This is a genomic window from Corynebacterium sp. KPL1824 (assembly GCF_000478095.1).
Classification (GTDB): Bacteria; Actinomycetota; Actinomycetes; order Mycobacteriales; family Mycobacteriaceae; genus Corynebacterium; species Corynebacterium accolens.
The window spans coordinates 105,852-132,301 of sequence record NZ_KI515749.1 but is presented as its reverse complement, the minus strand read 5'-3'; the positions used below and the strand labels follow the sequence as shown (position 1 = coordinate 132,301).

At 59.7% G+C, this 26,450-nt stretch carries 24 protein-coding genes, 3 tRNA genes and 1 pseudogene; 11 read left to right on the top strand and 17 right to left on the bottom strand.

Annotated features, from left to right (window positions below; all coding sequences use genetic code 11):
• The first annotated feature begins 517 nt into the window (after positions 1–517).
• Together HMPREF1267_RS00585 and HMPREF1267_RS00580 are read left to right on the top strand one after the other, a co-directional pair.
• Entirely contained in the window at positions 518–877 is a 360-nt protein-coding gene (locus HMPREF1267_RS00585; protein WP_023024707.1) for a helix-turn-helix transcriptional regulator, read from the top strand.
• Positions 878–1,474: a cadmium resistance transporter gene (locus HMPREF1267_RS00580; RefSeq protein WP_023028049.1), complete on the top strand. Its 597-nt coding sequence runs from the start codon at positions 878–880 to the stop codon at positions 1,472–1,474.
• A gap of 416 nt (positions 1,475–1,890) precedes the next feature.
• Here HMPREF1267_RS00580 and nagE read toward each other — a convergent pair whose 3' ends face one another.
• Genes nagE through HMPREF1267_RS00565 form a run of 3 tightly spaced genes read right to left on the bottom strand, consistent with a single transcriptional unit; the run spans position 1,891 to position 5,985 of the window.
• Positions 1,891–3,978 carry an N-acetylglucosamine-specific PTS transporter subunit IIBC gene (gene nagE / locus HMPREF1267_RS00575; RefSeq protein WP_034666951.1) on the bottom strand — a complete coding sequence of 696 codons (2,088 nt, stop codon included), beginning with the start codon at positions 3,976–3,978 and terminating at the stop codon, positions 1,891–1,893.
• Between the two features lie 56 nt (positions 3,979–4,034).
• Positions 4,035–4,799 (bottom strand): glucosamine-6-phosphate deaminase, encoded by a 765-nt coding sequence (gene nagB / locus HMPREF1267_RS00570; RefSeq protein WP_023028047.1) that lies wholly within the window; start codon positions 4,797–4,799, stop codon positions 4,035–4,037.
• A gap of 10 nt (positions 4,800–4,809) precedes the next feature.
• Positions 4,810–5,985 carry an N-acetylglucosamine-6-phosphate deacetylase gene (locus tag HMPREF1267_RS00565; RefSeq protein WP_034666745.1) on the bottom strand — a complete coding sequence of 392 codons (1,176 nt, stop codon included), beginning with the start codon at positions 5,983–5,985 and terminating at the stop codon, positions 4,810–4,812.
• Positions 5,986–6,208: 223 nt separating this feature from the next.
• On the opposite strand from HMPREF1267_RS00565, the gene HMPREF1267_RS00560 reads away from it, so the two are divergent.
• Positions 6,209–6,811 carry a hypothetical protein gene (locus tag HMPREF1267_RS00560; RefSeq protein ID WP_023028045.1) on the top strand — a complete coding sequence of 201 codons (603 nt, stop codon included), beginning with the start codon at positions 6,209–6,211 and terminating at the stop codon, positions 6,809–6,811.
• On the opposite strand, the gene HMPREF1267_RS00555 is transcribed toward HMPREF1267_RS00560, so the two are convergent.
• The 6 genes from HMPREF1267_RS00555 to HMPREF1267_RS00530 form a co-directional block, all read right to left on the bottom strand.
• The gene (locus tag HMPREF1267_RS00555; protein WP_023028044.1) at positions 6,801–8,216 is read right to left on the bottom strand and encodes an NAD(P)/FAD-dependent oxidoreductase; all 1,416 of its coding nucleotides are present in this window, start codon (positions 8,214–8,216) and stop codon (positions 6,801–6,803) included. The two genes, HMPREF1267_RS00560 and HMPREF1267_RS00555, sit on opposite strands and share 11 nt — an antisense overlap.
• A 306-nt stretch (positions 8,217–8,522) precedes the next feature.
• Entirely contained in the window at positions 8,523–9,170 is a 648-nt protein-coding gene (locus tag HMPREF1267_RS00550) for a rhomboid family intramembrane serine protease (RefSeq protein ID WP_023028043.1), read from the bottom strand.
• A gap of 99 nt (positions 9,171–9,269) precedes the next feature.
• Positions 9,270–9,800, bottom strand: a complete 531-nt coding sequence (locus tag HMPREF1267_RS00545; RefSeq protein WP_005280498.1) for a peptidylprolyl isomerase — start codon at positions 9,798–9,800, stop codon at positions 9,270–9,272.
• A 70-nt stretch (positions 9,801–9,870) separates the two neighbouring features.
• Positions 9,871–11,508 carry a dihydroxyacetone kinase family protein gene (locus HMPREF1267_RS00540; protein ID WP_023028042.1) on the bottom strand — a complete coding sequence of 546 codons (1,638 nt, stop codon included), beginning with the start codon at positions 11,506–11,508 and terminating at the stop codon, positions 9,871–9,873.
• Between the two features lie 120 nt (positions 11,509–11,628).
• Positions 11,629–13,899, bottom strand: a complete 2,271-nt coding sequence (gene metE / locus HMPREF1267_RS00535) for a 5-methyltetrahydropteroyltriglutamate--homocysteine S-methyltransferase (protein ID WP_023028041.1) — start codon at positions 13,897–13,899, stop codon at positions 11,629–11,631.
• Positions 13,886–14,779, bottom strand: coding sequence for a methylenetetrahydrofolate reductase (locus HMPREF1267_RS00530; protein ID WP_084539230.1), 894 nt, complete (start codon positions 14,777–14,779; stop codon positions 13,886–13,888). Before HMPREF1267_RS00530 ends, metE begins: the two co-directional genes overlap by 14 nt.
• Before the next feature lie 324 nt (positions 14,780–15,103).
• Here HMPREF1267_RS00530 and HMPREF1267_RS00525 point away from each other — a divergent pair, with 324 nt between their 5' ends.
• The 3 genes from HMPREF1267_RS00525 (at position 15,104) to HMPREF1267_RS00515 (ending at position 16,675) form a co-directional block, all read left to right on the top strand.
• Entirely contained in the window at positions 15,104–15,844 is a 741-nt protein-coding gene (locus HMPREF1267_RS00525) for a hypothetical protein (protein ID WP_023028039.1), read from the top strand.
• Between the two features lie 118 nt (positions 15,845–15,962).
• On the top strand, positions 15,963–16,166 hold the full coding sequence (locus HMPREF1267_RS00520; protein ID WP_005276046.1) for a hypothetical protein: 204 nt from the start codon (positions 15,963–15,965) through the stop codon (positions 16,164–16,166).
• Between the two features lie 35 nt (positions 16,167–16,201).
• Entirely contained in the window at positions 16,202–16,675 is a 474-nt protein-coding gene (locus HMPREF1267_RS00515; protein WP_023028038.1) for an N-acetyltransferase, read from the top strand.
• A gap of 53 nt (positions 16,676–16,728) precedes the next feature.
• On the opposite strand, the gene HMPREF1267_RS00510 is transcribed toward HMPREF1267_RS00515, so the two are convergent.
• A tRNA-Ala gene (locus HMPREF1267_RS00510) sits at positions 16,729–16,801 on the bottom strand.
• A 168-nt stretch (positions 16,802–16,969) separates the two neighbouring features.
• Here HMPREF1267_RS00510 and HMPREF1267_RS00505 point away from each other — a divergent pair.
• Positions 16,970–17,872 carry a polysaccharide deacetylase family protein gene (locus tag HMPREF1267_RS00505; protein ID WP_023028037.1) on the top strand — a complete coding sequence of 301 codons (903 nt, stop codon included), beginning with the start codon at positions 16,970–16,972 and terminating at the stop codon, positions 17,870–17,872.
• Positions 17,872–18,420 carry a DNA-3-methyladenine glycosylase gene (locus HMPREF1267_RS00500; protein WP_005280486.1) on the top strand — a complete coding sequence of 183 codons (549 nt, stop codon included), beginning with the start codon at positions 17,872–17,874 and terminating at the stop codon, positions 18,418–18,420. Before HMPREF1267_RS00505 ends, HMPREF1267_RS00500 begins: the two co-directional genes overlap by 1 nt.
• Here the strand turns inward: HMPREF1267_RS00500 and HMPREF1267_RS00495 are convergent, their stop codons facing one another.
• The 7 genes and pseudogenes from HMPREF1267_RS00495 to gyrA form a co-directional block, all read right to left on the bottom strand.
• Entirely contained in the window at positions 18,421–18,906 is a 486-nt protein-coding gene (locus tag HMPREF1267_RS00495) for a MarR family winged helix-turn-helix transcriptional regulator (RefSeq protein WP_005276035.1), read from the bottom strand. It lies immediately after the preceding gene.
• 90 nt (positions 18,907–18,996) lie between these two features.
• Positions 18,997–21,138 (bottom strand): heavy metal translocating P-type ATPase, encoded by a 2,142-nt coding sequence (locus HMPREF1267_RS00490; RefSeq protein ID WP_034666742.1) that lies wholly within the window; start codon positions 21,136–21,138, stop codon positions 18,997–18,999.
• A 296-nt stretch (positions 21,139–21,434) separates the two neighbouring features.
• Positions 21,435–21,603 (bottom strand): annotated as a pseudogene (locus HMPREF1267_RS13515) (transposase); the annotation flags it as partial.
• A 555-nt stretch (positions 21,604–22,158) separates the two neighbouring features.
• A tRNA-Ala gene (locus HMPREF1267_RS00485) sits at positions 22,159–22,231 on the bottom strand.
• 9 nt (positions 22,232–22,240) lie between these two features.
• A tRNA-Ile gene (locus HMPREF1267_RS00480) sits at positions 22,241–22,317 on the bottom strand.
• Positions 22,318–22,489: 172 nt separating this feature from the next.
• Positions 22,490–22,828 (bottom strand): DUF3566 domain-containing protein, encoded by a 339-nt coding sequence (locus HMPREF1267_RS00475; RefSeq protein WP_005280482.1) that lies wholly within the window; start codon positions 22,826–22,828, stop codon positions 22,490–22,492.
• Positions 22,829–22,831: 3 nt separating this feature from the next.
• Positions 22,832–25,387 carry a DNA gyrase subunit A gene (gyrA, locus tag HMPREF1267_RS00470; protein WP_005280481.1) on the bottom strand — a complete coding sequence of 852 codons (2,556 nt, stop codon included), beginning with the start codon at positions 25,385–25,387 and terminating at the stop codon, positions 22,832–22,834.
• 78 nt (positions 25,388–25,465) lie between these two features.
• Between gyrA and HMPREF1267_RS00465 the strand changes: the two genes are divergently transcribed.
• Genes HMPREF1267_RS00465 through HMPREF1267_RS00455 form a run of 3 tightly spaced genes read left to right on the top strand, consistent with a single transcriptional unit; the run spans position 25,466 to position 26,390 of the window.
• Positions 25,466–25,687, top strand: a complete 222-nt coding sequence (locus HMPREF1267_RS00465) for a hypothetical protein (RefSeq protein ID WP_005280480.1) — start codon at positions 25,466–25,468, stop codon at positions 25,685–25,687.
• Positions 25,684–25,941: a hypothetical protein gene (locus HMPREF1267_RS00460; protein ID WP_023016410.1), complete on the top strand. Its 258-nt coding sequence runs from the start codon at positions 25,684–25,686 to the stop codon at positions 25,939–25,941. Before HMPREF1267_RS00465 ends, HMPREF1267_RS00460 begins: the two co-directional genes overlap by 4 nt.
• 11 nt (positions 25,942–25,952) lie before the next feature.
• The gene (locus HMPREF1267_RS00455) at positions 25,953–26,390 is read left to right on the top strand and encodes a hypothetical protein (protein ID WP_023016409.1); all 438 of its coding nucleotides are present in this window, start codon (positions 25,953–25,955) and stop codon (positions 26,388–26,390) included.
• Positions 26,391–26,450: the final 60 nt, after the last annotated feature.

The window sequence follows — 26,450 nt, the reverse complement described above, 5'->3', positions numbered from 1 at the left end:
CGATTTCGACACAGACAGTACCGAAGGATGCTGGTGTCCCATGTTGCGCCCGGGTATTTGGTAGCAGTGTCGTGACTATCCGGTTGCGCTCTAGTGGCTATCCGGTAGCGGCTCACCAGGCTCGGGATGATACTCCCGGTAGCCGCACCACTCGGGTGCGGCACATACTGAAAGGGGTCTGCCATGAGGGATTATCATGCCGTGATGACACTGCTGTTACGGCAGCATTCTTACCGTCGGCTCGAGTGCTCTCACCGCTCCATTCCACAATCGAACCATGCACTGCGAAGCCTCGGCCCGACCACCGCCTAGCAGGACGCAGCGTTGACGAACGGCTGCTTTCGGAAAGTCGACAAGTCGAGGCCCGAGTCTACCCGCTACCGGATACTCACTCAGGTGCTACCAGATACTCACCACACCGCTACCATTTCAGTCTTCTGAACATCCCACACATCACCGTCGGGCCGACGTTCGCCCCTCGTTGCAACAGTTCAGCAGACGCTGTATAGTCCAGTGCATGCTGACTATTGCTTCGCGCTTGGACGTGATGAACCGATTGGGTCGGGCGATGGCCGATCCCACCCGATCCCGTATTCTCCTGACCCTGCTGGGCGGCCCGGCCTACCCGGCCGCTCTCGCCCGGGAACTGGAACTGACGCGGTCAAATGTGTCGAACCACCTCACTTGCCTACGGGACTGCGGAATTGTGGTCGCCGAACCGCAGGGGAGGAAGACCCGCTACGAGATCGTCGACGCCCATCTTGTCCAAGCGTTGAACTCACTGCTAGATACCACTCTGGCTGCCGACGAAAATGCCCCGTGTATTGACTCGGCATGTGACGTGCCCGGGTGTGCCACCGGAGAGGGGAACAGGTAAGTGGTAACTGGTCTCCTGGGGGCGGTTGGTCTGTTTATCGCCACCAATATCGACGACATCATCGTGCTCTCGCTGTTCTTCGCCCGTGGGGCCGGCCAAGCAGGGACCACACTTCGGATCCTAGCCGGGCAGTACCTTGGTTTCGCGGGCATCCTCACAGCCTCGATTCTGGTCACCCTAGGGGCGGATGCCTTTCTGCCCATCGAGGCGATCCCCTACTTCGGGCTGATCCCCCTGGCCCTGGGGCTGTGGGCGGCCTGGCAAGCCTGGCGGGGAGACGATGACGACGACGATGACGCGAAAGTCAGCGGAAAGAACGTAAGCGTCTTGACCGTCGCCGGGGTGACCTTTGCCAACGGTGGCGACAATATCGGTGTCTATGTCCCGGTTTTTCTCAACGTGGATACCGCCACCGTTATCATCTACTGCTTTGTCTTTCTGATTCTGGTGGCGGGCCTGGTCCTGTTGGCGAAGTTCGTGGCCACCCGTCCGCCCATCGCGGAGATTCTCGAACGCTGGGAGCATGTGCTGTTCCCTATCGTCTTGATCGGCCTGGGTACCTTCATCCTCGTCAGCGGCGGCGCCTTCGGCCTTTAATAAACTCATCCCCCGTGCTGCTAGGGCCTCTCTAGGTTTCCTTACCGGCATCAACTGAACCGCCCATGAAGTTGTGAAAAGCCGCTGCCGCAGGGACTCGACCACGTTAGCGCGACAGAAATTTGAAGTGTCCCGGGTTTTGTTCCTAGGACATTTCAGTGAGCTTTGTTCATCGGAGCCCACGGGGACATTGGAGACTACAAGTACACGTTAGACGCCGCCAGTAGTGCCGCCAAACACTTACGGCACTACTGGCGGAACTTCCTGCCGCTTCCCCACTAGCGCGCGGCGCCGGCACACTCTCAAAGTTCGTGCGCAAGGCGCAGCGAAATCTATCTCAACAGCGCCCCGCAGATAACCCGGACGAACTTCTAGACCTGGCCACCAGTCTCAAAGAAAAGCTGGAAGGGCAAATTCTAGTGGCCAGCCGGGCGCACACGGGCAACGGAGACGCTCTGGTCAGCGCGGCCCTCGTGTTCGATATCTACTCCAGCGATTTGCTTTGCCGTGGGGCAGACCACTGGGGTAATGAGGTTGATGCCGCGGTCGCGCAGCTTCTCAGACTCCACCGCAATGATGGGGGTGCCGGCGCGGACGACATCGCCCTTGTCCACGAGCTTGGTAAAGCCCTCGCCCTTCAATTCCACGGTATCGATGCCGATGTGAATGAGCAGGTCAAGACCCTCTTCAGTCCGCATGCCAAAGGCATGGCCGGTCTTGAAGACCATCGTGATGGTGCCATCTACTGGGGCACAGACATCGAAGGCATCGATCTCAGTAGGAATGACGGCGAAGCCTTCGCCCACCATGCCCTGAGCAAAGGACTCATCGGGGACCTCGGAGAGCGGCACGACGGTTCCCTCGAACGGGGCGCGGAGCTCAACATCGGTCCCGATTTTCTCTGCGGAGAGAGAATCTTCGCTGGGCTTCGCCGGCGCCGTAGCTACTGATGCAGAGCCGGTCCGCAGCTGGTGGTTGACCTCATCAAACATGAACTGCACGGAGGGCCCCACGATGACCTGCACGTTCTTTTCGGAGGGGTGGATGACGCCGGAGATACCGGCGCGCTTGATAGTGGGGTCATCGACAAGCGCGCGATCCTTTACACCCACGCGCAGGCGGGTGGTGCAGTAATCCAGGGAATCGATATTGTCCTTGCCGCCGAGGCCTTCGATGATGCGGGCGGCGGACGCGGCGGTCTTGTCATCGCCCGTGGCGGTATCGTCTTCTTCAGCCGCATCCTCGTCATCGCCGCGGCCTGGGGTCTTCAGGTTAAACCAGCCGATGAGGTAGTAGAAGAGGACGAAGTAGAGGGCGAAGAAGATAACGCCCATAACTAGGAGCATGTACCACTTATTGGCCAGCGGGTTTTGCGAGGACAACAGCATGTCCACGAAACCTGCGGAGAAGCCGAAGCCCGCGGTCCATTCCATCGTGGCGGCGATAAAGACCGACAGGCCGGTCAGCAGCGCGTGCACCACATAAAGCAGCGGGGCGACGAACATAAAGGAGAACTCCAGCGGCTCGGTCACGCCGGTGAAGAAGGAAGCCAGGGCGCCGGCGGCCATGAGGGAGCCGATGACCTTGCGGCGTCCCTTATCCGCGCGCAGATACATGGCCAGGGCGGCACCCGGCAGGCCGAACATCATGACCGGGAAGAATCCGGCCTGGTAGCGTCCAACGACTCCGTCCACGGTGCATTGACCGTTTTCCCAAATACCAGGGCACTCTGCGGCGGAGGTGGCCGCGGCGGCGGCATCGATGGTGGACTGGCCGGATTGGAAGTTACCGATGTCATTGATGCCAATGACATCAAACCAGAAGACGGAGTTCAGCGCGTGGTGCAGACCCGTCGGAATGAGCAGGCGGTTGGCCACGCCGTAGATGCCCGCACCCGCAGCACCGAGGCCCTGGATGGAGGTACCGAAGTTGAAGAGCGCGTGGTAAATGAAAGGCCATACGAAGTAGAGGATGGCGGAAACCACGATGGCGAAAAGCGCAGTGAGGATGGGGACGAGGCGGCGGCCAGAGAAGAAGGCCAGGAAGTCCGGCAGCTTTGTGCCATGGAAGCGGTTATAGACCATCGCCGCCATGATGCCTGCAAGGATGCCGAAAAGAACGTTGCCGTCACCGACTGCATTCCAACCTTCAGCCGCCCATTCGACGGCTTCATCGCCCGTAAGAGCCTCGGGATCTTCGATGCCGCGATAGCCGGCCACCGCGTCGGGGCCCAAGAGCTTCATGAAGGTGGCATACGCCAGGAAACCGGACAGTGCGGAGGCACCATTGGAGTCTTTGGCCAGGCCAAAGGCGATGGCGACGGCGAAGATCCAGCCCAGATTATCCAGCACGGCACCGCCGGAGCTGACCAGCAGCTGCGCGACCACGTTATCCTGGCCGGCAACGCTGGCTATCCAGTAGCCAACGCCGCCGAGGATCGCCGCGACAGGCAGTACTGCCACGGCGCCCATCAGCGCCTTTCCGAGCCGCTGCAGCGGCCCCATAATATTGAGTTTCACGAGAGGAGTCCTTTCAAAGGTGTAAAGAAGTAAAGAGGGCTTCAGTGCGGACGGTGCTCATCCACGAAGCGGTAGTACTCGTGATCCACCAGCTGGGAGGCGGCGTCTTCATCGAGAATCACCGTGGCCCGCGGGTGCATCTGCAGGATCGAGGCCGGACAGTGCGCGGATAGCGGGCCCTCCACCATGTCGCGGACCGCGCTGGATTTTTCGGTCCCAGTGGCCAGCAGCAATAGGTGACGGGCCTCGCTGATGGTGCCGAGCCCCTGGGTTAGCGCATAGCGAGGAACACTGTCCGTGTTCTCGAAGAAGCGGGCATTATCCTGCACCGTCCGCGGGTGCAGCGTTTCCAGGCGCGTGCGCGATTGCAAGGAGCTGGAGGGTTCATTAAAGCCGATGTGCCCATTGCCACCAATGCCCAGCAGCTGGATATCGATGCCGCCAGCATGGCGAATAGCCTGGTCATAGGCGGCTGCGGCGCGGTCCGAGTCCGCGGCATCGCCCTCGGGGCTCTGCACTAACTCATCGATGAAGTCGACGTGACTGGTAAATACGCGGCGGATGGTGGAGTAATACGACTGCTCATGGGAGCGAGCCAGCCCCACGTATTCATCGAGGAGGAAGGCGCGGCTGCGAGCGAAACTCACCTCCTGGCGCTCGTAGCGGGCGGTGAGTTCTTGATACATCGCTACCGGAGTAGAACCCGTGGCCAGGCCCAAGGTGGCCCCGGCGTTGGCATAGCGGACGAAGATATCGGCGGCGGCAATAGCCACCTCTGCTGGTGTGGAACGAATGAGGATGTCCATGCAGTATTTCCTAACGTGAATCAGTATCTGTCGCGGCGGTGATGTCAATGCCATCAGCGATGACGCGCATGGGCTCGAATCGCGCATTCAGGCCCACGAGGTTGGCGCGCTTGCCGGGAGCCAAACGCCCTATGTCCTTATCCCCCAGTACGTCCGCGGCCGTGGTGGAGGTAAACCGAACCGCCTCCTCTGCGCCGTGGCGCGCGGCAAAACGCGCAAATTGCTGCGCCAAGGTGGAGGTTCCACCGGCGATGGCGCCACTGTTTACCCGCGCCACGCCATCGATCACGGTAACGGGCAGGGAGCCCAGCTCATAGGAACCATCGGCCATGCCGGCAGCGGCCATCGCGTCGGTGACCGCAAAGGAGCGGCGGTTATAGGCCATATCCACGGTGCCATCGGCAAGATGCACGCCATCGGCAATAAGCTCTACCCCCGCATCGCCCGCCTTCGAGCCGGTAAGGAGCGCGGCCACCGTGCCGGGTGCACGGTGGTGGATGGGCGGCATGGCATTAAAAAGGTGGGTCCCGGTCACGGTGACGCCCAAGTCTTTCGCCTGCTCCATGATCCGCAGCGTGGTCTCATAATCGGCTTCGGTATGGCCCAAGCTGGCGATAATATCGTGTTCTGCACAAACCTCAAGGATCTCTGCAGCGGCCTGGGTTTCTGGGGCGAAGGTAATAGAGCGCAGGTGGCCGCGGGCGGCATCGATCACCCTGCGGAAAAAGCCTGGGTCTCCCGGCACGATGCGCGATGGATCCTGTGCGCCACACTTGGCCGTGGCGATGAATGGGCCTTCCATGTGGATGCCGGCGATGTCCCCTTCTTCTGCCAGCGTGGCAAGCAACTCCGCACGCGCGCACAACTCCGCTTGCGTTCCAGAAACCATGCTGGCTATCAGCGTGGTGGTGCCGTGGGCGCGATGAAATCGCGCGGCGGCGCGGCACTGGTCATAATCACCATTGGGAAAGCTTCCACCATTGCCGCCGTGATTGTGCAAGTCCACAAAACCTGGGACCCACAGCAGCACATCCGGGTCACCGGATTGCCAGGCCGCCTGCGCTGCGGGGACATCACCAAACGAGATGTCTTCAATGCGCCCGCCAAAGTTCAGCGCACCAGCGCGCAGCTCGACGTTCTCGTCGATGTACAGGCCTTCTACGCGGCCCTTCGTCTGTGTCTGCATATTTCGTTCACTTTTCTGTTGTGTGGGCAGGCACCGTCCCATAAACGCGCCGATATCCCAGCGCAGCACTATGTTATAACCTATTGGTACCATAAGCCGTTGTCAATGGGGTCACTTTCAGTTTTTAATGTGAGATTGTCACCTTCACTAGGTTAGGGTTATTGCAGCCCCTCACCAGTCCGTGCCCCGGACATGGCGGGATCCTCATCTCAAGGAGCACACCATGACCAGTCGTTCACCCGCACCGCCGCGGCACCGGTCCCAGTACGTTCTCTTGGCCGGCTTAGCCGTCTCGGTGGCCTATGCCGTCGTCCATATCGCGTTTTCTGATCCCGCCCTGATCGAAGGCACCGCACCCGCGCGCCTGTCCTTACGCAATTACCTTGGCCCAGTGCTGGGCTCTGGCATGGTGTGGGCGCTATTTGCTTACCTCATGGGCAAGGCGTGCTCCCACCGGTGGACCACGGCCTTTTTCGCGGGAGCCGGCATACTCCTGCTCATGTTGGCGGTGCACTACGGGCTGCTTTTCGCCTTTGGCATCTACGACTGGCAGACGGCCTTTTCCTCCAATGCCGCGTGGTTCCTCTTTGCCCTTATCGCCGGGCCACTTTTCGGCGCGGCGGGGGCATTTTCCCACAGGTTGGGCTGGCTAGATTACGTTGCAGTACTCGGTTTCGTGCTGGAGCCACTGGTTACTGGGCTTATCCCAGGCAATGGTATCGAGCCGCAGACCACGACCACCCCTGGATATCTTGCCGCGGTAACGCTGTGGATGATCGGTGCGGTTTTCCTCTACTGCGAACGCCGGGCTCCTATTAAGGGGTAGCCACATCCCCAGCGGCCCACCAGCCGGGCATGCCATGGGCGCCGGCCCCGGGCGCGGTGGACCCCGAAGCCATGAATATTCCCGGCGCGAGCCGGTGCGGGTGCGCGGAGAGGCGCGGGCGCAGCACGGTCTGCAGCCCGGTCATCGCGCCACCGGCGATATCGTCACCCACCAGGTTGGGGTTCCAGCGTTCCAGGTCAGCTGGGCTCGTCGCGCGGGTGGCCAGGATGGTATCGCGAAAACCTGGTGCAAAGCGCTCGATCTGCCGCGCGATGAGGCCTGTCACCTCCCCTGGATAACGCTCCTCATAGCCGTGCGGCACGTGGGCATAGGTCCACAGCGCCAGCCCGCGCGACGGGTCAGCCACATATTGCTGACACACCATGACCAGGAGATTTACGGGCATGCGGCGCTTGCCGATGTCCCTTTCCGCCCCACTGATTTCCTCCACGCTGCCACCCACATGGACGGTGCCAGCTTGACCCACGCGGGGATCGGTCCACGGCACCGGTTCGCTGAGGTGAAAGTCCACCTTGTACACCGCGCTGCCATAGCGCCACCGCCGCAGGTTTCGTCGAGTCCGTGCAGGAAGGTCGAGCCCGCCCAGCCTAAGGATCTGGCGCGGGGTGAGATTGAGGATAAGGGCATCCGCGCGGGGCAGGCTGCGCACATCCGTGATGTCGGCGCCGGTGTAGATGCGGGCGTTGTGGGAGCGGAGGAGGGAGACGAGGGCATCGGCAAGCGCCTGCGTACCGCCTTCTACCACCGGCCAGCCGCGGGTCATGCCGAGCGCGCCAAAGAGCAGGCCGAAAGCGGAGGTAAAAGCCCTGGTAGGCGAGGCAATGGCGTGCACCGCGCTACCGGCGAATAAGGCGCGGGCCTGCGGGGAAGTAAATGCCGCCCGCGCGAGCGCGCTCGCCGGAAGCACGCCCGGCGCGCCGAATTGCGCCAAGCGCACTGGGTGCTCAGGCCAGCGCACCAGCGGGGTGAGCGCGTTATTCACGTGCTCGTCGATATTGCGCACCACGTGGCCGTGCAGGCGGGTCCACGCCCGGGCATCGGTGCCGAGCCCCGCGGCGGTCTCCTCTAGAGAATTGTGAAGAATGCCCGCCTGCGCGCCCTCCAGTGGATGGGCCATGGGATAGCGCGCATGGCACCAGCGCAGGCCGTGCGATTCCAGATCGAGCGCGCGGAAGGCCGGGCTCGCGATGCCGAAAGGATGACCGGCCGCGCCGAGATCGACGACGGTGCCTGGGAAGATCTCCGTCGACGATGCCGCCGCCCCACCCGGGTGGCTGGCGCGCTCATACACATCCACGTGCCAACCGGCCGTGGCGAGGCGGGCCGCGGCGGTGAGCCCATTGGGCCCTGCGCCGACGATCACAGCGTGCGGTTGTTTATCCACAATCCTCCTTGTGCAGGTCAGTGGCCCCAATCTACCTATTCGCCCACACGATGGGTACAAAGTTATCCACAGGCTGTGGAAGAAACCTGTGGAATATTTATTTCACAGACTTATCCCCACCCTGTGGATAAGTGTTTTCACGGGCTTCCACAGGTGATTTTTCGGCCGCCGATACCGCTATAACCTGTGTGATCAGGGAAAACTCCGGAAAAGCGTTCGGTAAATTACAAGAATGTGGTTATCCACAATGTGGATAACTGTTGTGGATTTCTTTCGCACACCCATTCCGGTGATCAAATTCCACAGTTATCCCCAAACCCCAGCTCGCAGGGCCAATAACACAATGATGACCGCACCGGTAAGAGCGACACCCGCCCAGCGCACGGATTTATTTCGATGAAAGAGGAAGAAGCTCAAGATGATGCCGGTGCACAACCCGCCCAAGTGGCCCCACAGGGAGACTCCCTCCGCGACGAAGGTATAGCCCACATTGACCAACAAGAGCACGATGGGCGCGCGCAGGTCCATCCCGCGTTGCCGGAAGACGCCCACCAGCATGCCCATCAGCGCAAAGATCGCCCCGGAGGCACCTACCGTGGGCGTGCCAAAATCGAGCCACAGCACCATGGCGGAAGCGCCCAGACAAGAAACCAGATACGCGGCAATGTATAACCCGGTATCGAGGGCGCGCTCTACTTCCCTACCAATGAGCAGGAGCATCACCATATTGACCGCGAGGTGCCCGCCGTCCAAGTGCATAAATTCCGAAGACAGCGCCGTAAGCGGCGCATCGGCGTACTGCGGTCCCCACAGGGCCCAGTCTTGGCTCAGCGTGGAGAGAAAGAAGGTCTCGCCCAAAGTTCGAGCTTGTACCGCGGTAATTGACCACGCGATGATGCAGATCGCGGCAATGGTCGAGGTAACGGGGGCGGTTCGCAAATAATTTTTCACCATGGCGTAGAAGCTGACCCTTTGTTGGCATTCGGATAAAAACTAAACGAACCCGGCACCACAGCAAGGTGTGTGGTGCCGGGCGCGGAGCGAGGAAAACGCTTAGGCGATATCGATGGACTCGATGACAACGTCCTCGTGCGGACGGTCCATGCGGTCGGTGTCGACCTTGCCAATCTTGGAAACGACTTCCTGGGAAGCTGGATCCGTAACCTCACCGAAGATGGTGTGGTGGTTGTTCAGGTGCGGGGTCGGCGCCACGGTGATGAAGAACTGGGAGCCGTTGGTGCCTGGGCCAGCATTGGCCATGGCCAGCAGGAATGGGCGGTCGAACTGCAGCTCTGGGTGGAACTCGTCCTGGAACTGGTAGCCCGGGCCACCGCGGCCGGTGCCGGTGGGGTCGCCGCCCTGGATCATGAAGTTATCGATGATGCGGTGGAAGATGGCGCCATCGTAGAACGGGCCGGACTGCTCGCCCTTTGCGTTCTGGGTGGAGTAGTCCTTTTCGCCCTTGGCCAAACCGATGAAGTTTTCAACGGTTACCGGTGCGTGGTTACCGAAGAGATCGATAACAATATCGCCGTAGTTGGTATGCATCGTTGCAGTTGCGGTCTTCTGAGTCATGCCAGCCATTGTAAAGAATTTACTTCCTCTCCGCTGTGCAAGACATAACGCTCTCAGCGATCGCGCTATCGTTCTCCCCCTAGTCAGCTGACAGGGCTTGTCCCCCAAATAGCCAGCTAACCACGAGGGCACCGGGATCGATGACTCCCTTGCTGCGATCGCCCAGGTAGGACGCGCGCCCCTTCTTGGCGGCGATCTTTCCGGTTTCTTCCACGCCCTCGCGAGCGGCCTCGTACAGGGCCTGGAGCGTTTGCTCGTCTGGGCGCTCCGCGCCGATTTCTTGCGCCTTCTCCGCGGCCGGAATGAGCGCATCGAGCATGGTGCAATCACCGCGCTGCGCGCCGCCCAGTTCTTGAATGAACTCCGCCGCGCTACTTAATCCTTCCGCTAAGGTCTCCGCGCGGGCCATGTCGTTGAAGAAGCTGCCGAAGACCGCGCCCGAGGTTCCGCCCGCCAGGACGAGGAAGCGTTTGGCCAGGCCGGTAAAAATCTCATCATCCGCACCGCGCAGCGGCAGTTTAATGCTTTCCAGCGCCGCCTCCATATTGGTGCCGAAGTCCCCATCGCCGGCCTTGCGGTCAAGCTCGGTCAGCTCCTCGATGGAGGATTGCACGCGATCGACGAAGTCACTCAACCACTGGTTCTCTTCGCCTTCGGTAGGCAGTTCATCTTCGAAGGTAATCCGCGCCGCTTCCACCTGCTTTGTACCGCCCAAGGTATGGGGCCAGGCGGGGGCTGAAGTTGGGGCATCGATAAGCTCAAGCAGCTCGTCGTCCGCCTTGAGCAGCGTGATGGATACGCCGTGCATATTGACCGCGGTGACGAAGTTGCCCACCATGGAGCGCACTACCGTAATTCCTTTCTCCGCCAGCTGTGCAGACGCCTCGCCGAATACCAGGCTCAGTTCCAAAGGCGTGGTGCCGCCCAAACCGTTGACTAGGCACACCACCTCGTCGCCGCTGCTGATGTCGAGGGCAGCACCCAGCTTTTCCAGCACGGTGGCCACGATGGCATGGGCATTATCAACCTTTTCCGTGTGCGTGCCGGGCTCGCCGTGGATGCCCACGCCGACTTCCATGTGCCCATCGTCCAGATCAAAGGTTTCGCGCCCCGTGGTGGGCAAGAAGCCAGATCCCAGTGCCACGGACATGCTGCGGGATTGATCGGCGGTGCGTTCAGCGAGCTCGGTGACCTTATCCAAGTCATCACCACGGTACGCCGCGGCACCGGCCACCTTTTCCACCAGGATCGTGGCACCCGTACCGCGCCGGCCGGGACCCTCGCCGGTGCCTTCGGTAGCAATATCATCGGCAACCAATACGGAACGCGTATCTACGGCCTCTGCAGCATTGCGCGCCACGGTGAAGTTCATGACATCACCGGTGTAATTCTTCACAATGTGCAGCACTCCCCTGCCCTGATCGGCCCACTGCGTGGCTTCGCTGACCTGGACCGCATTCGGGGAGGTAAACAGCAGGCCCGGGCAGGCAGCGGCGAGCATGCCTTGCCCAATGAAGCCGGCGTGCATGGGCTCGTGACCGGATCCGCCACCGGAGATGACCGCGACCGCCGGTTTATCATCGGCCGTGCGCAGCGGGGTGCTGCGCCCGATGAAGCCCGCGTCGTGCCAGGTGGCATCGGGATGCTGGGCGATGAACCCGGCCAGGGAATCAGACAGGAAGGATTCTTGGCTATTGCGAAATGCTGAGTGCTTCATAGCGCCCACGGTAATCCGGATCCGGCCATAGCGTCGCGGGTGGGTACAAGATCACGAAAACGCTATGCAGACCGGCTGCATAGCGTTTCCTTCAAGAACCTAGAATTTCTCAGCTCCTATTTAGAGGGCGTTGCGCACCACATCGCGGGCTTCCACCATGTTGCGCAGGGAGGTTTCGGTTTCCTCGTAACCGCGGGTCTTCAGACCGCAGTCCGGGTTAACCCACAGGCGATCCAGCGGCACGTTCTTGAGAGCGGCGCGGATAAGCTCTGCCATTTCCTCCACGGAAGGCACGCGCGGGGAGTGGATATCGTAGATGCCAGGTCCAATCTCAGAGTGGAAGGTCTCATCGATATCCTCCAGCAGCTCCATGCGGGAGCGTGCCGCCTCGATGGAGGTGACGTCTGCATCGAGGCCGGCGACGGCGTCGATGATCTGGCCAAACTCCGAGTAGCACAGGTGGGTGTGTACCTGTGTGGTGGGCTTGGCCTCGAGGGCTACCAAGCGGAAGGAGCGCACTGCCCAGTCCAGGTAGGCCTTGCGATCCTGCTCGCGCAGCGGCAGCAGCTCGCGCAGGGCTGGCTCATCGATCTGGATGATGTCGATGCCGGCTTCCTCCAGGTCACGAACCTCATCTGCCAAGGCCACGCCCAGCTGGTCCGCGGATACGGACTGGTGCACGTCATCGCGGACGAAGGACCACGCCAGGATGGTGACCGGGCCGGTCAGCATGCCCTTGACGTGCTTTTCCGATAGCGACTGTGCAAACTTCGACCACTCGGTGGTCATAGCAGCCGGGCGGGAGATGTCACCCACCACGATCGGCGGACGGGTGCAGCGGGAACCGTAGGACTGTACCCAACCGTTTTCGGTAGTGACGAAGCCATCGAGCAGCTCCGCGAAGTACTGCACCATGTCATTGCGCTCCGGCTCGCCGTGGACCAAGACGTCCAGGCCAAGGCGCTCCTGCAGCTCGATGACGGACTTAACCTCGTCCTTGAGGGCGGAGTTGTAGTCAGCATCAGAAAGCTCGCCCTTGCGGTGCGCGGCACGCGCCTGCCGGATTTCCTTGGTCTGCGGGAAGGAACCGATGGTGGTGGTCGGCAGCTCAGACAGGCCGAGCTCCTTCTGTGCTTCCTTGCGCTCGTTGAAGGCCGGCTCGCGCTTGACCTCGCCGTCCGGCAGCTGAGAGATGCGCTCTTGCACGGCGGCGTTGTTGATGCGCTCGGATTCAGCGCGGGTGCGCACGGCGCGGTCGCTGACGCTGTAGGCCTCTTCGGCTGCCTCTGGGCCCTGTACCAGGGCGACGACTTCCTTGACCTTTTCATTGGCAAACGAGAACCATGGGGCGACATCGGCAGGCAGCTTGGATTCTGCCTCGACGGAGTGCGGCACGTGCTGCAAGGACACGGAGGTGGATACGGACAGTTCATCGATGCTGCCGGCCAGGTCCTCGTACTTGGAGCGCAGGTCGCGCAGGTTGGCGGCCCAAACATTGCGGCCATCGACAAGCCCGGCGACGACGTGGGTGTTCAGGTTCTTGACGCGCTCGAGGTAGCCGTCATCCAGGGCCAGGGTGCCGACGGAAAGGTCAACCTGAACGGCCTCTGGCTTGAGCTCTGCGATGACATCGAGGCCCTTGCGGGCAGAGCCGTACGGGGTGGTCAGGTAGACCTGTGGGCGCTCTTTTGCACCCAGGATGGCGGAGTATGCCTGCTTGGTATATGCAGCCAAGTCCTCATCGCTGGCGTTGGTCAGGTCTGCAACGAGGGCAGGCTCTGCCAACTGGATCCACTCCACGCCGGCCTTGTGCAGCTCCGCCAGAACCTCCTGGTAAGCGGCAACGGCATCATCTAGGCGCTGGAGCGGGGCCTTGGCAGCACCCTCAGCCTGCTTGGATAGGGCCAACAGGGTGACCGGGCCAACGAGGTACGGGCGCACGGTGTGGCCTGCTTCGCGGGCTTCTTCTACCAGCTTGATAATGCGCTGTGGGTGCGCCTTAAAGGCGTGGTCATCCGCAATTTCCGGCACGATGTAGTGGTAGTTGGTGTCGAACCACTTGGTCATCTCCAGCGGCGCGGTGTCCTTATTACCGCGGGCCAGGGTGAACTCATCATCCAGGGTTTCACCGGCAACGGCACCGACGGTCAGTGCGGTTTCGAGAACCTGGTCGTAGTAAGCGACGTCTGCCGGGATGGCGTAGTCCTCGGTCAGGCCGAGGTCGCGCAGGCGGTTATAGGTATCCAGGCGCAGAGAGTGTGCGGCGGACTCAAAGGTCTCCGCGTCGATGCGGCCGGCCCAGTAGGACTCGAGCGCGCGCTTCAACTCGCGGTTGGCGCCAATGCGGGGATAGCCCTCAATTGTCGCCTTGGGGAAATTAGCGTTGGTCATTGTCTACTCCGATTCGGGTTAGTAGGTCGTGAGTATTGTCGGGGTTGTTGTGGGTATATATATGGAGCCCGCTCGCCCCACCAGCCACGATGTCGCGGGCTAGTTCGGCGGTCAGTTCCATGCCGGTTTCGTATTCTTCTTCTGGGGTTGTCGCTGCCGCGAGCGCCGACCGCACCCTTTCGGGCACGGCGAGCCCGGACAGCTCTCCCATTCGCTCCACCCGGCGCAGGCTGGTCATGGGCATGATTCCCGGAATAAGGGGAATATGCACCCCGGCCAGTTGGGCCTTTTTGGTAAAACGCAGGTAATCCTGGGCATCGAAGAATAGCTGGGTAATGGCGAAGTCCGCGCCGAGGCGTTGCTTTTTGAGCAAGACGTCAAAATCTTCATCTTCGTTTTTAGATTCAACGTGCCCGCTGGGATAGCACGCGACTCCGACGGCCAGGCGGCCAGCGGCGAACCGCGCGGCTTGTTGCCTTTCCAATTGCCGGATGAGGCTTATCAATTCATCGGCATGCTGCGGATAGTACTCCGGCAAACCTTCCTCTGGCAGGTCCCCGCGCAGGGCCAGCAGGCCGCGGACACCGGCATCGACCAAGCGGTTGGTCCAACCGATTAGCTCCGTGCGCGAACCAGCCGTGCAGGCCAAGTGCGCAAGCGGGCGCATCGAGGTGGTGCGCGAAATCCGCTCGATAAAGGCCGTCGTCCCTTCGAGCCAACCGGACCGTTTGGAACTTGTCACCGCAATATAATCCGGGTGGTAGCTTTCCAAGGTTTCCAGCAAACGGTCGATTTTGGCTTCATCGGCGTCATGGCGCGGCGGAATTACCTCGAAAGATAGCGCCAAACGCTCCGGCACCATCAGTTCTTCTTCACTCATGGAATCCAATGGTGCTGACGCCGAAAATCGCGGGCTCATAGTCACCTCCTTTTCCCGATCTCAATTGCTGTCTGGAGGAAAACGTACCAAGCTGTTCAGTTTGCCGGGTAGCGCGCCGCTAATGGTATTACCATTGCAGCCCCATAAACAGCGCGGTTAGCCAAAATCAGCGTGAATATTAATCCCTCATTCTGAACCAAGCGGTCTATTTATGGGTGATTCCACCCCCTGAATCACCCGCCAAAACAGTGGTGGGGTGTCAGGCTGGCCACTATGCTGGATGGGAAAGGACAGATAAATCTCATCTAAGGAGCACCTGCACTCATGAACCCCACCGCAGTGAATATGGCGTTGAAGACCGGTTCCAATCTGTGGAAGCAATTGCGCGATTACCGGCAAGAAAAGTCCCGCGAAACGTATACCGCGCTCGAAGAGGCTGCCCAGCAGATGCAAAAGGAAGACAATAGCGCCTTCGATGAGGCGCGCAAGCAGGCAGGCGCAGTTACCCAGGCCGCGCACTCCCGCCTCGAGCGCGCCCTAGAGGAATTCAATAACTACCGCGAGGACGCCGTCGAGCGTTTCGATGAGGCCAAGAAGGAAGCCACCAAGAAGGCAAAGAAGGCCCGCAAGCAGGCCAAGAAGAAGGCCACCAAGGCGGCAAAGAAGCAGACCAAGAAGGACAAGAAGTCTTCCAAGTTCTGGACCGTTGCCGGAATCGTTGCCCTACTCGCCGCGGCAACCGGCGCTATTTACTACTGGCTGCGCTCCAATGACAAGCCTTCCCAGACCCCACCGCGCGTGGATGACTACCGTGGCGGCACCCAAAACACCGCCCCAGAATCCACCTTGGTCTACACCTCCACCAGCGAAGGTAAGCACGAAGCCGATTCGGACCTTGCTGAAGAGGGTGCCATGCGCGATGAGGAGCTCTTGGGGTCCATCGATGAGCAGCTGGCTAAGCACCGCGAGGAAGAAGAGGCCGCCGCGGAGGAAGCGGATACCACCCGCATCACCGATGATCACCAGAGTGAAGGCAAGCACCGCCTGCAATCTGACGAGCAGTAGTTCCTTTCGCACCCCCGCGGTGGGGTGCAGTAGGCGTTGCCTAGATCTCATTGCTTTGCCTATTTAAAAATCTCCTGCTTGAATTCACCCATTAAGGCTTTCTACAAGGAGATAAACAATGAGCTTTGAGTCTCTCACCGTCAAGCTCAAAGACGGTTCAACGTACTATTTCCCCGCAGGCCCAGTAACCGATGATCCCTCCCCGCGCGTGGATAACCTCCGCTTTGCCATCGATAACGGCGCTACCTTCCGCTCCGTTGACGAATCCGGTGAAATGCGCGAATTCAACGGCGCGGACGTGCATAACTACCACTTGGCTTAACTAGCCCGGCGGATTCTTCATATATCCTGGGGATTATGGAAATTCGCGCGACACAAGAATCCGATCGCACTTATATAGCTCGCCTCAACTTCCTGACCGATACCTTCGGCGATGAACGAGGCGAGCTTTCTTCCGGTTTTGCCGACGATTTTTCCTTCTACGTGGAAAATTGGGAGCCCAACCAGGGAGGTTTCATCGCTTGGGAGGACCTCGTGCCCGCCGGCGGGGTGTGGCTCAATTGGGGCACCGAGGACAATCACGGTTACGGATTCGTCGAACCGGCCATCCCAGAATTTGCCATTGCAGTAGAAAGCCGCTTTGCGGGCCAAGGCATTGCCACCGCGCTTATCGATGCCGCCATTTCCCTCGCCCAGACCCTCAAAGCGCCCGGCATTTCCCTGGCCGTCCACCCCGATAATCCGCGTGCCCAGCGGCTTTATGAACGCTTGGGCTTCGAGCATGTAGGTGTATACGCCGAGCATTACATCATGGTCAAGCGCTTTTTATAACCCTATGCATGACTAAAGTCCGGATTCTTTGACCAGAATCCGGACTTTTCCTGTGGAGCATAGGAGAATCGAACTCCTGACCTTCTGCTTGCAAAGCAGATGCTCTACCAATTGAGCTAATGCCCCAGTGGCTTGTACTCTACTACTGCAGCCGCTCATTCCAAAAATGCCGAAGACACCGCGGCACAGTGATTTACTTCTATCACATTTATCACACGCGTTTAATCCATAATTCCCTTCGCAGTGGAGTAGGCTGGCTAATCGTGCCCATCTGTCCTCGTTCCTAGGAAAAGTATGCGTCGTCTTCTTACCTCCGCGCTCACCGTGCTTGCCACCGCTGCCCTTCCCGCCTGCGCCAATGCGCAATTCCTCGAAGGCACCCCTAAACCAGTCGAGTCCTCAGAACCCAATATCCAATCCGCGGTTTCTGAGATTCAGACCGATATTCAAAGCCGCATCGACAGCACCCGCGCGCAGGCACAGGATCTTGTTTCCTCGGTAGCGCCGCAAGACGAGCCGCAGAACGAGGCTGCACCCGCACCGGATCCCCAAGCTGGGGCCGCACCGCAACCAGCCCCGCAGCCACAGGGTAACGGCGTAGATTGCCCGAATTGCGTGGCCCTTACCTTTGACGATGGCCCAAGCCCTTATACGAACCAGCTCTTGGATACCTTCAAGGCTAAAAACGCTCACGCCAGCTTCATGGTGCTAGCGGATCACGCCTACCAGTACCCCCAAGCGCTCCAGCGCATGCAGGCAGAAGGTCACACCATTGGCAATCACACCAAGACCCATCGCCAGCTCAACCAGTTAGCTTACGGCGATATTGCCCAAGAAATCGACGCCGGCAATGCGGCGATCCGCAATGCCACCGGGCAGAATCCAAAGTGGCTGCGCCCGCCCTACGGTGCCACCAATGAGACGGTTGACCAGGTAGCCAGGGATAAGGGCTTGTCGCAGGCCCTATGGAACGTGGATACCTTGGACTGGAAGATCCGCGATTCGCAGCACGTCTGCAATGCCGCCGTCCAGGATGCTAACCCAGGCTCCATCGTCTTGATGCACGATATTCATCCGACCACCGTCAATGCGGCCGAGTGCATTATCGACGGCCTGCGCGCCAAGGGCTTGGAGCCGGTCAGCCTCGATGAGTTGCTGCGCACCCCGGTAGACGGAAAGCGCTACTACTCCCGTTAATGATTGATTTCTCCCGCACTGCTGATGTCGTAGCCCCGCAACTCCTTGGCTGCGTCATCACGCACGCTGGGGTGAGCATTCGCCTTACGGAGGTCGAGGCCTATTTGGGCACGGACGATGCCGCCGCCCATACCTTTCGTGGGAAAACCCCGCGCAATGCCGCCATGTTCGGCCCGCCCGGCCGGATGTACGTGTATGCCTCTTACGGCATCCACCGCAATGTCAATATCGTGTGCGCGCCCGAAGGCGTGGGCCAAGGGTGCCTACTGCGCGGTGGTGAGGTGCTATCCGGGATCGATACCGCCTTTGCACGCCGCGGCACCAGCGATTTTCATAACCTAGCCCGCGGCCCCGGGAACCTCGGAAAAGCTCTGGGAGCAACGCTGGAAGATAACCACCTGCCAGTGCAGCTTTCTGAGCGCGAGTCTGCACCGGAATGGGTGCGCGGCCCGCGCATTGGCATCTCCAAAAACCAGGATGCAGCCCTGCGGTTTTGGATTCCCTTTGATAAGACCGTCTCCGGCCGCCGCGGCTATCCCAAAAAATAATTAATAGCGGCCGCCATAGCGCTCGTCGGCTTCGATGGCTTTGATGATGCGCTCATTAATTTGGGTCATTTGATGGATCTGTGCGCGGGTCAGGTTATCGATAACGGATCGGCGGGCCTGCTTGGCGTGGCCCGGGGCGGTTTCTACTACCTTGTCCCAGCCGCTATCGGTAAGGTGCGCCATCGTCGTCCGCCCATCATTGGGGCAAGGACGCCGCACGACCCAGCCCTGGCGCTCCAAACGGGTAACAACCTGGCTCAGACGGGACAGGGAGCCGTTTGCGGTGATGGCTAGGTCTCGCATGCGCATCTCATGGTTCTCAGCCTCTGATAGCCGTGAGAGCACCGTATATTCAAAGAAGCTTAGCTTGGCATCATCGCGCAGCTGCGCGTCTAGAATATTGGTGAGCCGGACATTCACGCTCATCAGGGACATGAATGCTGCTAGTTCATCCTCTTCCAGCCAAAAGTCGTCCCGCTCGGTCATGAGGATTATTTTAGCAACTGGACTTCAATTCTAAAATAATCCCAAGTATCCGGAGCCCCGTACCAGTTATCCGAGCCTGGACTGATCCGCCTAGTGGCTGGTGGGTGCCAAGCGAGCTGGGTCCAATTCGATCCGGCGCAACAACTGCGCATTGAATGCCACCACGATGGTCGATAGCGACATCAATACCGCACCGGCCGCCGGGGAAAGCACGACACCGATGGGTGCGAGTACGCCTGCAGCCAAGGGCACGGCGATGATGTTGTAGCCAGATGCCCAAATAAGGTTTTGGATCATCTTGCGGTAGCTAGCGCGCGACAAGGTGATCATTGAAAGCACCGACCGCGGGTCATCGCTGGCGAGCACGACCTCGGCGGATTCCATGGCGACATCGGTACCGGCGCCAATGGCGATGCCGACTTCCGCGCGGGCCAAGGCTGGGGCGTCGTTGACGCCATCGCCAACCATGGCCACGGCCAGGCTGCGCTCCTGTAATTCGGTGACCTTGGAGTCCTTGTCCTGCGGCAGGACTTCGGCAAAGACCTCGTCAATACCCAGTTCTTCGCCAACGGCCTCAGCGACCTGCGTGGCATCGCCAGTGATCATCGCAACCTTGACGCCCTGCTCTTGGAGGGCCTGTACGGCCGCGCGGGATTCGGGACGAATCTTGTCTTCGACCGCGAGAGCGCCAATGATCTGACCATCGCGCACGACATGCAGGACACCTGCGCCGCGCTGGGACCACTCTTCAACCTGCGCATCGAACACCCCAGGGGTGGCAAGCTCTAGCTCGCGCAGCATATTCGGTCCACCGACGAGGACCTCTGCCCCATCTACGGTGGCCTGGATTCCCCGGCCGGCGGCAGCACTGAAATCGGTGCTGTGCAGCTGCTCCTGGGATGCTTCCGCGTGGTCTTCGGCTGCCTTGACGATGGCGCGGGCCAACGGGTGTTCACTATCGGCCTCGGCCGCGGCGGCCACTGCTAGCAGCTGCCCCTCGCTGATGTCCTCAACGGTTGCGACACCGGTAACGGCATGAGCGCCTTCGGTTAGGGTGCCGGTCTTATCGAAGAGAACGGTGTCGATGGTGCGCATGCGCTCCAACGCCATACGTTCCTTGATGAGTACCCCAGACTGTGCGGCCTGCTCGGTAGAGATCGCAATGACCAGTGGGATAGCCAAACCGAGGGCGTGGGGGCAAGCGATGACGAGCACGGTAACGGTGCGTACCACGGCGTCGCTTGGGCTCCCGATAATGGCCCAGACCACCGCAGTAATGAGGGCTGCGATTAGCGCAAACCAGAAGAGCAACGCTGCGGCGCGATCGGCAAGAGCTTGGGCGCGGGAGGAGGATTCCTGCGCCTCGGCGACCATGCTTTGGATACCGCCCAGGGCCGTATCTCCTCCGATGGCTTCTACCTGGACGCGGACGGTGTTGTCGGTGGCCACCGTACCGGCGACCACGCGCTCACCTTTATCGCGGTAGACTGGGCGGGATTCACCGGTGATCATGGATTCATCGAATTCGGCTGAGCCTTTAACAATGGTGCCATCGGCAGGCGCCCGCGCTCCAGCGCGGACCAGTACTATGTCATCCACCGCCAGCTCAGAGACTGGCACGGTGTGGGCCTGCCCATCGATGATCTTCTCGGCTTCGTCAGGCAAAAGTTCTGCTAAGGCGTCCAAAGCGGAGGAGGCCGCGCCGAGTGCGCGCATCTCCAACCAGTGGCCCAGCAGCATAATGACGACCAGGAGGGCCAGCTCCCACCAGAAATCTAGGTCGAATCCTCCAATCCCCAAGGTGGTGACCCATGAGGCGACGAACGCCACGGTAATAGCCATGGCGATAAGCAGCATCATCCCGGGCTGGCGGGATTTCAGTTCCGACCAGCCGCCTTGCAGGAATGGCGTGCCGCCATAAATGAAGATGATGGTGCCAAGCACCGGGGGAATCCAGGATGAACCATTGAATTCGGGTACGCCGTAGCCGAGCAAGTCTGCGACCATAGGGCTGAAGATGACGACCGGTACCGATAGCAGCAGCGACCACCAGAAGCGGCTGCGGAACATCGCCGCGTGATCGCCGTGACCGTGGCCATGCCCGTGCTCGTGACCGTGGTGGTCACCGTGAGAGTGCCCTTCGTGGCCGCCATGATCTGTGTGTTGCGTATGATCCGCTTCCGCGGCCTGGTGAGCACCGGAATGCTCACCGTGTTGGTGGGAAGTACTCATAAAATTCCTTTCTTCTCCTCCCTGCACCGAGAGGAGTCCTAGCGTCGGTGGAACACAGTGATGGTTACTCTCCCCACCATATACCCCGGGGAGGTATATTTACAGGACGAAAAAAGCCATTGTCGCATGGAAGGCGAAGTGGAACTGCCGAGATGGCCACCCAGCTTAAACGGGCCTAGCCCCCGGAAAGTGGACACGGCGCGGTCAGGCCCGGCCCCATCAGCTCGGTTATTCTTCAACGTCATTGCAGATGAACTCGACAGAGAAACGGACTCGGCATTTATCGATGAACCGGATCATAACGGAGGCTTTGGGCCCAGTCCTGGGAAGTTTCCTGCACGATGGGCCTCCTGCGCCCATTGCCAGGCTGTGTGCCATGAAACGCCGAGCTTCGGGGCTACCACCTGACACGCGAGGTGCATTGATACGCTCTTCCGCCAAGATGTGATCTTCCACAAGTGGGACACTTCAGGTTTCACCTGCTGTTTTCGCCTACCCAAAGTGGAAGAAAAGAGGCAAAGAAACGACATATGGGGCACTCCATTTTAGTTGGAGTGCCCCACATTGGCTTTAAAGAGGAAGTTTAGTCCTCATCACTCGAAAACTTCTTTCTCATAGTCCAATCTATCCAGAACCAAAGACAGAACAAGATTAATCCTATCACTGTTCTAGGACCGGTGCCTAAATCTAGGACCAACCCGAAAAATAGGCCCAAAAGTATCGCTAATACAAGAAATATGATCCAGGTAAGTCTTGGGTGATATTTCTTAGGTTTTAGTTTCTGCATTCATGTGCCCCAACTGGATGCGGACGATCTCCCATGTTAGATGCAATCCTAATCTGATAGCAGGTGTCGTGGTCGTATTCAGCGAATACCTTTGCTGTTTTAACAATATCAAGCGCGTTGATGCCTGCTATCGGACAAACTCCCCCAAAAACCAGTTTCATAGGCGTGGAGAGCTTCGAGAGGGTACAAGAAGCAAAAAGTCCGGCTTCCCTAAGTAAGCCGGGCTAATACTGTGGAGCATAGGAGAATCGAACTCCTGACCTTCTGCTTGCAAAGCAGATGCTCTACCAATTGAGCTAATGCCCCATTGTTCCGTGGTGGGCCTAGCTGGAATCGAACCAGCGACCTCATCGTTATCAGCGATGCGCTCTAACCGACTGAGCTATAGGCCCTTTAGCGGAACGAGATGTAACTTTACATACTACCCCGGAAAGAACACAAATCGGCAGCTCAAAGAGGTTTTTAAAGGCGCTCTTCGTTGGCCTAATGAGTACCCTATTCGCGCTTAAAACCAGAAAATGCCGGCAACCGTAGCTGCCGGCATAGTCTCTCACTCACAGTGGTCTAGATGTCATCCAAGCTGACCTTTAGCCCGCCGAAGACATCCACGATGGCGTTATAGATGACGGCCATCAGCGGTGCGAGCAAGGTGAACAGGACGGCGAAAATAACGCCAATCAGCGCGCTGGCTGCGATCACCACGCCAAAGGTGACCTCAAAGCCGCCGCCGACGCCACCAACGAGGCTATTGACTGACTCCCATATGCCCACCTGGTGCAAACCGATGTACAACAGGCACACGGCTAGCAACCACGCGATGAGTCCGACGAGTGACAGGGCCAGACCAACGCGAAACGCCGAAGTCGGCGAGATGTGGTGGATGGTTACGTCTCGTCGTTCCATGTCCTACTCCTCGTCCTTGGAGGCATCGCTTACCTTGTGGTGCTCTTGCTGGACCTCATCGACGGTCTTTTCGCCCTTGGCCACAGCCTGCGCGTCTTCCTCACCATCTTCTTCGACATTGCGGTCGATGGCAAGCAATTCGACGTCATCGGCAAGGTCAACCAAGCGCACGCCCATCGTGGCGCGCGAGGAAGGACGAATCTGGTTTACTTCGGTGCGAATGACCCCACCGGCGGAGGTAATGGCGAAGATTTCATCGTCTTTGTCAATGGAAATGGCGCCAATGAGCTTGCCGCGCTTCGGGGTGTACTTGAAGGTCATCACGCCCAAGCCACCGCGGCCCTGCGGGGTGTATTCCTCAATGGCGGTGCGCTTACCGTAGCCACCGGAGGTAGCAACGAGCAGGAACTCGCCATCGTGAACGACGGACATCGCCAGCAGCTGGTCATCGCCGCGGAAGCGCATGCCCTTCACACCGGCAGTAGCACGTCCCATGGGGCGTAGCTGGTCGTCATCGGCAGTAAAGCGGATTGCCTGGCCCTGCTCAGAGGTCAGCAGGATGTCATCGCCCTCAGAAACGAGCTGGGCACCGATGAGCGCATCGCCCTCATTGAGGTTGATGGCGATAAGGCCTGCGGAACGTGCGGACTCGTAATCGGTCAGGCGCGACTTCTTCACGCGGCCCTGCTGGGTGGCCAGAACCAGGTATGGCGCATCCTCGTAGGACTGGATCTGAATGACCTGGGCGATCTTTTCCTCCGGCTGGAATTCCAGCAGGTTGGCCACGTGCTGGCCGCGGGCAGCGCGGCCGCTCTCCGGCAGCTCGTAGGCCTTCAGGCGGTAGACGCGGCCAAAGTTGGTAAAGAACAGGATCCAGTCGTGCGTGGAGCAGACGAAGAAGTTTTTCACAATGTCATCTTGCTTGAGCTCCGCACCGCGCACGCCCTTGCCGCCACGCTTTTGTGACTTATAGGTATCGACCTTGGTGCGCTTGGCATAACCCGTAGCGGTGATGGTGACCACGACGTTTTCGCGGGCAATGAGGTCTTCATCGGTGACCTCGCCGGAGGCAGGCAGGATCTCGGTGCGGCGCTCGTCGCCGTACTTTTCGACGATCGCCTCCAGCTCATCGTGGACGATCTGGCGCTGGCGTTCCTCGTGGGCGAGGATGTGCTTGAGGTCTGCGATCTCCTCTTCGATTTCTGCCAGTTCATCGACGATCTTTTGACGTTCCAGGGCGGCCAGGCGGCGCAGCTGCATCGCGAGGATGGCATCGGCCTGGATATCGTCGACATCGAGAAGCTCCTTCAAGCCCTCGCGCGCCTCATCAACGGTGGGCGAACGGCGGATCAGGGCGATGACCTCATCCAACATATCCAGCGCCTTGACCAAGCCGCGCAAGATGTGCGCGCGCTTTTCGGCCTCATCCAGGCGGTACTGGGTGCGGCGAACGATGACCTCGATCTGGTGCGCAACATAATTGCTCAGCATCTGATCCAGGCGCAGGGTGCGCGGCACGCCATCGACGATGGAGAGCATGTTGGCGCCGAAGGAGGTCTGCAGCTGAGAGTGCTTGTACAGATTATTGAGCACCACGCGGGCAACAGCATCGCGCTTCAGGGTCACAACAATGCGCATGCCCACGCGGTCAGAGGACTCATCTTCGATCTTGGAAATGCCGGCGATCTTGCCGTTGGCTACGGACTCCGCGATATTGGAGATGAGGTTATCGGGGTTGACCTGGAACGGTAGTTCCGTAATCACGATGGTCTGCCGGGAGCCGGATTCCTCGATGGAGGTCACACCGCGCATGCGTATGGAGCCGCGGCCGGTGGTGTATGCATCCTTGATGCCCTGATCGCCCACGATGAGGCCGGCGGTGGGGAAATCCGGGCCCTTCACGCGTTCCATGCAGGCCGCGAGCGCGGCATCCTCGTCTGCGTCCGGGTTCTCCAGCAGCCAGTAGATGGCCGAGGCCAACTCATTGAGGTTATGCGGCGGGATATTGGTGGCCATGCCCACGGCAATGCCGCCAGAACCATTCATCAAAAGGTTAGGCACGCGGGACGGCAGGACGTCCGGCTCGCTGGTCTTGCCATCGTAGTTGGGCGAGAAATCCACGGTATTTTCGCGGATATCGCGGACCATTTCCATGGCCAACGGGGTGAGCTTGCACTCGGTATAACGCATTGCGGCGGGGCCGTCGTTACCGCGGGAACCGAAGTTACCCTGGCCATCGACAAGCGGGTAGCGCATATTCCAGGACTGCGCCAAGCGCACCAAGGTGTCATAGATGGCCGAGTCACCGTGTGGGTGGAATTGACCCATGGTGTCAGAGACCGGGCGCGCGGATTTCACGTAGCCGCGCTCGGGGCGGTAGCCCGAATCGAACATGGCGTAAAGAATGCGGCGGTGTACCGGCTTTAGGCCATCGCGCACCTCAGGCAGCGCGCGGCCCACAATGACGGACATGGCGTAGTCGATATAGCTCGACTCCATCTCCTCATTAATGTCAATGGGAAAAATCCGATCAAAAAGATCATCGTTATTGTCACTCATAAGGCCAAATTCTACCTTCTCCGGGCTTTATCGGCCTTATTTGCCGCACCCGTGGTATCACTGTGGTATCACTGGGGCATGGCAATGACATTACGGCTTACCGCAGAACAAGATCACGCCCTTACCCTCTTGGCCTCCGCGCAAGGCACCTCCAAGCACGAGGCGGTGGTGCGTGCCATCGTGGCGGCGGCCTCGCGTACGCTTGCCGATGCCCACGTGCAAGCCACCGCCCGCGAACTCCTCCCCGGCCGCGCGGATCTAGAGGCCGAAATCCGCAGGGCACGGAAGACCCACGCATGAGCCCCGAACAGCTATACCTAGTGGCTCAAGAGTTTTGCGCCCGCTTTAATCTCCGCATCATCAATTACTCCGCCTTGGTGGCCGCCGCGGCTGCCAGCACCGCGCGCCTTGAGGGCATAGCCATTCACGGCGATGAGCAACAGGCAGCCCAAGCCATGGCGGAGGTTTTAGAAAAGGTGCCAGCGTTAAATGCTGGAAACCAGACCTTCGCGCAGTACTGCGCCCGCGTCTATATGGCCACTAAATTCGCGTAAAGTATGGCACCATGTCTCACCTTTCTACCTTGATGCATGGATCCACCCGCACCGAGTTCATCGCCGAGTGCGGGGCTCTCGTTGAAAAAGTCGCCTCCGCCCAATCCGGCATTTCTGGCATGGCCATTAAAGGCGGATTGGCCGCCGCCAAAAAAGCCGATGCCAACGTCGTCCCCAAGGCGCTGGAACGGATCTTGCCGGATGTCCTCGATGCCCTGGATCCGCGGTGGCAGGACTTTGCGGAAAGCGGGAAGGATGATTTCGGCGCCTTCCTTGAACCGCGGCAAGAAGAGGTCAGCGATGAAATTATGAATATCGCAGATAAGCACGTAGAAAAGGTGAACTCCGCCGCACTGCGCAAGCCCTATAATTCCCTGCGCGGCAAGGCCACCAAGATCTTAAGCCCGGAAGTTCCTGCATTCGGCCGCGTCGTGCAAAAGCACATGTAAATAAATAATTTCCACCGGTTTTCCTGCGGTTGAAGGTTATCTGGACTGCGGAGTATAAGT

Bases quoted from the DNA above. Each gene is read 5' to 3' on its own strand.
- HMPREF1267_RS00515 (WP_023028038.1), top strand. From the start codon at position 16,202: ATGGAAATTCGCGCGACACAAGAATCCGATCGCACTTATATAGCTCGC.
- HMPREF1267_RS00540 (WP_023028042.1), bottom strand. From the start codon at position 11,508: ATGAAGCACTCAGCATTTCGCAATAGCCAAGAATCCTTCCTGTCTGAT.
- HMPREF1267_RS00525 (WP_023028039.1), top strand. From the start codon at position 15,104: ATGAACCCCACCGCAGTGAATATGGCGTTGAAGACCGGTTCCAATCTG.
- HMPREF1267_RS00475 (WP_005280482.1), bottom strand. From the start codon at position 22,828: ATGGAACGACGAGACGTAACCATCCACCACATCTCGCCGACTTCGGCG.
- HMPREF1267_RS00465 (WP_005280480.1), top strand. From the start codon at position 25,466: ATGGCAATGACATTACGGCTTACCGCAGAACAAGATCACGCCCTTACC.
- HMPREF1267_RS00565 (WP_034666745.1), bottom strand. From the start codon at position 5,985: ATGCAGACACAGACGAAGGGCCGCGTAGAAGGCCTGTACATCGACGAG.
- HMPREF1267_RS00560 (WP_023028045.1), top strand. From the start codon at position 6,209: ATGACCAGTCGTTCACCCGCACCGCCGCGGCACCGGTCCCAGTACGTT.
- HMPREF1267_RS00460 (WP_023016410.1), top strand. From the start codon at position 25,684: ATGAGCCCCGAACAGCTATACCTAGTGGCTCAAGAGTTTTGCGCCCGC.
- HMPREF1267_RS00520 (WP_005276046.1), top strand. From the start codon at position 15,963: ATGAGCTTTGAGTCTCTCACCGTCAAGCTCAAAGACGGTTCAACGTAC.
- HMPREF1267_RS00585 (WP_023024707.1), top strand. From the start codon at position 518: ATGCTGACTATTGCTTCGCGCTTGGACGTGATGAACCGATTGGGTCGG.
- HMPREF1267_RS00550 (WP_023028043.1), bottom strand. From the start codon at position 9,170: ATGGTGAAAAATTATTTGCGAACCGCCCCCGTTACCTCGACCATTGCC.
- metE (WP_023028041.1), bottom strand. From the start codon at position 13,899: ATGACCAACGCTAATTTCCCCAAGGCGACAATTGAGGGCTATCCCCGC.
- HMPREF1267_RS00530 (WP_084539230.1), bottom strand. From the start codon at position 14,779: ATGAGTGAAGAAGAACTGATGGTGCCGGAGCGTTTGGCGCTATCTTTC.
- gyrA (WP_005280481.1), bottom strand. From the start codon at position 25,387: ATGAGTGACAATAACGATGATCTTTTTGATCGGATTTTTCCCATTGAC.
- HMPREF1267_RS00505 (WP_023028037.1), top strand. From the start codon at position 16,970: ATGCGTCGTCTTCTTACCTCCGCGCTCACCGTGCTTGCCACCGCTGCC.
- HMPREF1267_RS00545 (WP_005280498.1), bottom strand. From the start codon at position 9,800: ATGGCTGGCATGACTCAGAAGACCGCAACTGCAACGATGCATACCAAC.
- HMPREF1267_RS00490 (WP_034666742.1), bottom strand. From the start codon at position 21,138: ATGAGTACTTCCCACCAACACGGTGAGCATTCCGGTGCTCACCAGGCC.
- HMPREF1267_RS00500 (WP_005280486.1), top strand. From the start codon at position 17,872: ATGATTGATTTCTCCCGCACTGCTGATGTCGTAGCCCCGCAACTCCTT.
- HMPREF1267_RS00495 (WP_005276035.1), bottom strand. From the start codon at position 18,906: ATGACCGAGCGGGACGACTTTTGGCTGGAAGAGGATGAACTAGCAGCA.
- HMPREF1267_RS00455 (WP_023016409.1), top strand. From the start codon at position 25,953: ATGTCTCACCTTTCTACCTTGATGCATGGATCCACCCGCACCGAGTTC.
- nagB (WP_023028047.1), bottom strand. From the start codon at position 4,799: ATGGACATCCTCATTCGTTCCACACCAGCAGAGGTGGCTATTGCCGCC.
- nagE (WP_034666951.1), bottom strand. From the start codon at position 3,978: ATGGGGCCGCTGCAGCGGCTCGGAAAGGCGCTGATGGGCGCCGTGGCA.